This is a genomic window from Macrococcoides caseolyticum (assembly GCF_002902665.1).
Lineage (GTDB): Bacteria > Bacillota > Bacilli > Staphylococcales > Staphylococcaceae > Macrococcoides > Macrococcoides caseolyticum.
Genome location: NZ_PPRM01000072.1, coordinates 1 through 3307 on the forward strand (window position 1 = coordinate 1; position 3307 = coordinate 3307).

A 3307-nucleotide genomic window follows, 5' to 3' on the forward strand; every position below is an offset into this window, starting at 1 on the left:
GTTTTGGTCAAGCAGTGCGAATGTATACATTTGCTTCGCAAAGTATTATTCACCTACTTGTAAGGGAAAAGTATTTCCCTTAACCCTTTCGTTTTATATCATCGTCTATTTCTTCGAAATATACAGATGATATAAAATACAAAAATCCATCCAAACATCACATGATGTTTGGATGGATTTTTGTAGAAAACCTCATCAAATTGATTTGAATATGATGACTACTTACGTCATCCTAATCCAATCAATTCGATACAAAAGATACTGCATACCAGTATCTTTTGTAAGCCTGGTTATCACAGTTTAGCCCTTCGTTCTAAACTGTGATAACCAATTCGTTAACCCCTTAAGATCACTCACGTGCCAGTAGCCTCTTGAATCGTCCATTGCATCCGCAATGCCATTCAGCGCCTTCTTTAATTGATTGAGTTCTTCTTGAACTGCATTCAATTCATTCGGATCAATCCCTGACTGATCCTTATGTGAAATGACATAATTTTTCTTAAATTCATCTAACGAGATAAATTTACCATTCTCTTTTCTTGGGAAGTCTTTACCAAAGACTTCTTTTAAGGTCTGCAGTTCTTTCTTATCTTTTTCACGCTTTTCTTTCAATAGTTGTTTCTTCTTTTCTTCTAACGCTTGAATTTCTTTTTCGTAATCAATATTTGTCATGACATATCCTCCTGATGTTTATCGTTACCCTTATTATGCCACTCATTTTTACGTGATAAAAAGAATAAGGTAAGCCACCTAGAAGAAATCATCGTAATTCGATATAATGAGTAAGCCGTCTTTACTTCCATAGGCGAGATCTTATGGAAGGAGGTGATCTCCATGGACTATATCCTTGTAAATATAGTTGCGCCGATTATTGTCGGTGTGGTCCTTGCGTTGTTTTCTCACTGGTTAGATCAACGTAAGTCGTAAGACGGCATACCAGCACCTAAAAAACCCCCTAACTGTTCCAGCAGTCAGGGGGTTCGGTGTTTCCATGGAACTAATCCTTGTTAAGTCTATTATATATCATTCAGTATTCTTTGTAAAACTAATCAATGACATAGACATACTTTACAGCATGTTTAAAAATCGTTATTTCTCGTCCATCTTCTTTTTCAATGATGATATCGTAAGGTGGTGTAAATAGAAGTTTCCCCGTAATTGCTTTGCCATCCTTAAAAACTATTTTTACGTTTTTTCCTTTATGATGATAAAAACCATATTTTCTTTTTTCTTCTTTGATTTCTTCAGACATGTAATCACCCCATATAAATTAACTACTTATTTTAATTATAACGAATAATTGAATTTCAGAGTAATGTAAACGGATAAAAATGTTATAATTTTAGATGGATAAGAGTACATAAAGGTGCATAATCTATCTACATAATATATCCGGTGAATAGTACATAGTCTAAGTGGTTAATGGCATATAATTGTTATTGTATAGCGCATAATAAGTACATAATGAATATTAATTTTTATGTACATAGATGTACTTATCACTGCATAATTGAAATGGAGTAGTTAAATGATGAATTATACAGTTAAACAGTTAGCAGATAAGTTAGAAGTTACTAAAGCAACTATCACAAATAATGCGAAAGCATTAGATTTAGAATTAAAAAAAATAGATAATGTGATACAAATTGATGATAGACAGGCAGATTTAATCTCTCAGCGTATAAATAAGAACAAACAAGTAAATAGTATGATTAATAAGAATCTAGAAGATGTTAATGTATCAGATAGTCAAACAGAAGAAAAAGATTCTAGAAATGATGATTTGGTCGAAATACTAAAACAACAAATAGAAGATCTAAAAAAAGATAAAAATGAATATATTAATCAGGTTAATAATTTAAATGGTTTATTAAAACAGCAACAAACACTTTTATCCCAACAACAGTCTTTACAATTGCAGTCAAATGAGAAAATAAAGGCTCTTGAGATTGAGTTACAGGAAGTTAAAGACGATACTTCTCAAGCTGATACAAATAAAGTTGATAGCTTTTATAAAGATTTAAGAGAAGAGAAGCAAGAAAGTAATAGCACGACAAATAAAAAAGGGGGCTTGTTGTCACGTTTCTTTAAGTGATATTAAAAAATTATTGAGTTAAAATAACATTCAAAAATATACTTGAATGTTACTGATGGATATGTTAAGCTTCATTCAAATGAATTTTTGAATGAGGTGCTTTTATGTTTCAAACTATTATTACTGCTACTGTTTTATACACAGCAACTGCTGTAGACTTATTAGTTATTTTATTAATCTTCTTTGCTAGAGCTAGCACAAAGAAAGAATATAGAAACATCTATATTGGACAATATCTAGGTTCTATTATTTTAATATTAGTAAGTTTATTTTTAGCTTTCGTATTAAATTATGTTCCAGAGAAATGGATCTTAGGATTGCTAGGTATAATACCAATTTATTTCGGTGTTAAAGCAGCATTATATGACGATTGTGCTGGTGAAAAAAGAGCAAAAAAAGAATTGGATAAAAAAGGATTATCAAAATTAATAGGAACTGTGGCATTAGTGACTATCGCAAGTTGTGGTGCTGATAACATTGGATTGTTTGTTCCATATTTTGTTTCACTTAATATGTCAAATCTAATAGTTACACTTATTACATTTTTAGTGTTGATATTTGTATTAGTTTTTACAGCTCAAAAAATTGCTAATATACCTGGAATTGGTGGTACTATTGAGAAGTATAGTCGTTGGATAATGGCTGTTATTTATATAGCTTTAGGTTTATTTATTATTATTGAAAATGACACTATTCAAACAATTTTAGGATTTTTATTTTAGATAAGGGTGTTGAAATTAAATGAATAAATCTATTACTTGTGACATAGTATGTGTTCATGAAGATAAAGTGGACAAAGCGTTAGATTTTTTAAAAATTGAGAAGTCGCAAAGATTACTTAATATTTTTCAAAAAATATGCGATGAAAAAAAATTAAAAATTGTATTGTCTTTACTGAGTGAAAAAGAACTTTGTGTCTGTGATATTGCTATCATTCTAGATATGAGTGTGGCTTCTACATCTCATCATCTTAGATTATTGTATAAAAATGATGTTCTTGATTTTTATAAAAAAGGGAAAATGGCATATTATTTTATCAAAGATGAAGAAATTAAGTTATTTTTTAGTAATAATTAAGCGGTCATATTTCTGTGACTGCTTTTTTTATTTGTCTGAAAATGTAACACAATGGTAATTAAGTTACATTCAAAAAAGAGGTAAATAGAATTTAAATTCCATTCACCTCTTTTTTAATTTTTATCATTTTGATGT

6 protein-coding genes are annotated in these 3307 nt (G+C 29.8%); 4 read left to right on the plus strand and 2 right to left on the minus strand.

Annotated features, from left to right (window positions below):
- Positions 1 to 300 precede the first annotated feature (300 nt).
- Positions 301 to 672, minus strand: a complete 372-nt coding sequence (locus CD152_RS09885; RefSeq protein WP_103214726.1) for a hypothetical protein — start codon at positions 670 to 672, stop codon at positions 301 to 303.
- A gap of 162 nt (positions 673 to 834) precedes the next feature.
- Between CD152_RS09885 and CD152_RS11775 the strand changes: the two genes are divergently transcribed.
- The gene (locus tag CD152_RS11775; protein WP_115113453.1) at positions 835 to 927 is read left to right on the plus strand and encodes a type I toxin-antitoxin system Fst family toxin; all 93 of its coding nucleotides are present in this window, start codon (positions 835 to 837) and stop codon (positions 925 to 927) included.
- 118 nt (positions 928 to 1045) lie between these two features.
- Here CD152_RS11775 and CD152_RS09890 read toward each other — a convergent pair whose 3' ends face one another.
- Positions 1046 to 1252: a hypothetical protein gene (locus tag CD152_RS09890; protein WP_031864124.1), complete on the minus strand. Its 207-nt coding sequence runs from the start codon at positions 1250 to 1252 to the stop codon at positions 1046 to 1048.
- 276 nt (positions 1253 to 1528) lie between these two features.
- On the opposite strand from CD152_RS09890, the gene CD152_RS09895 reads away from it, so the two are divergent.
- From CD152_RS09895 to CD152_RS09905, 3 genes are all read left to right on the plus strand, one after another.
- Positions 1529 to 2095 carry a hypothetical protein gene (locus tag CD152_RS09895; protein ID WP_031864125.1) on the plus strand — a complete coding sequence of 189 codons (567 nt, stop codon included), beginning with the start codon at positions 1529 to 1531 and terminating at the stop codon, positions 2093 to 2095.
- Positions 2096 to 2199: 104 nt separating this feature from the next.
- Positions 2200 to 2817: a CadD family cadmium resistance transporter gene (locus CD152_RS09900; RefSeq protein ID WP_031864126.1), complete on the plus strand. Its 618-nt coding sequence runs from the start codon at positions 2200 to 2202 to the stop codon at positions 2815 to 2817.
- Positions 2818 to 2836: 19 nt separating this feature from the next.
- On the plus strand, positions 2837 to 3172 hold the full coding sequence (locus CD152_RS09905; RefSeq protein WP_012657303.1) for an ArsR/SmtB family transcription factor: 336 nt from the start codon (positions 2837 to 2839) through the stop codon (positions 3170 to 3172).
- Positions 3173 to 3307 lie beyond the last annotated feature (135 nt).

Coding starts and splice junctions, on each gene's coding strand:
- CD152_RS09885 (WP_103214726.1), bottom strand. CDS start 672: ATGACAAATATTGATTACGAAAAAGAAATTCAAGCGTTAGAAGAAAAG.
- CD152_RS11775 (WP_115113453.1), top strand. CDS start 835: ATGGACTATATCCTTGTAAATATAGTTGCGCCGATTATTGTCGGTGTG.
- CD152_RS09890 (WP_031864124.1), bottom strand. CDS start 1,252: ATGTCTGAAGAAATCAAAGAAGAAAAAAGAAAATATGGTTTTTATCAT.
- CD152_RS09895 (WP_031864125.1), top strand. CDS start 1,529: ATGATGAATTATACAGTTAAACAGTTAGCAGATAAGTTAGAAGTTACT.
- CD152_RS09900 (WP_031864126.1), top strand. CDS start 2,200: ATGTTTCAAACTATTATTACTGCTACTGTTTTATACACAGCAACTGCT.
- CD152_RS09905 (WP_012657303.1), top strand. CDS start 2,837: ATGAATAAATCTATTACTTGTGACATAGTATGTGTTCATGAAGATAAA.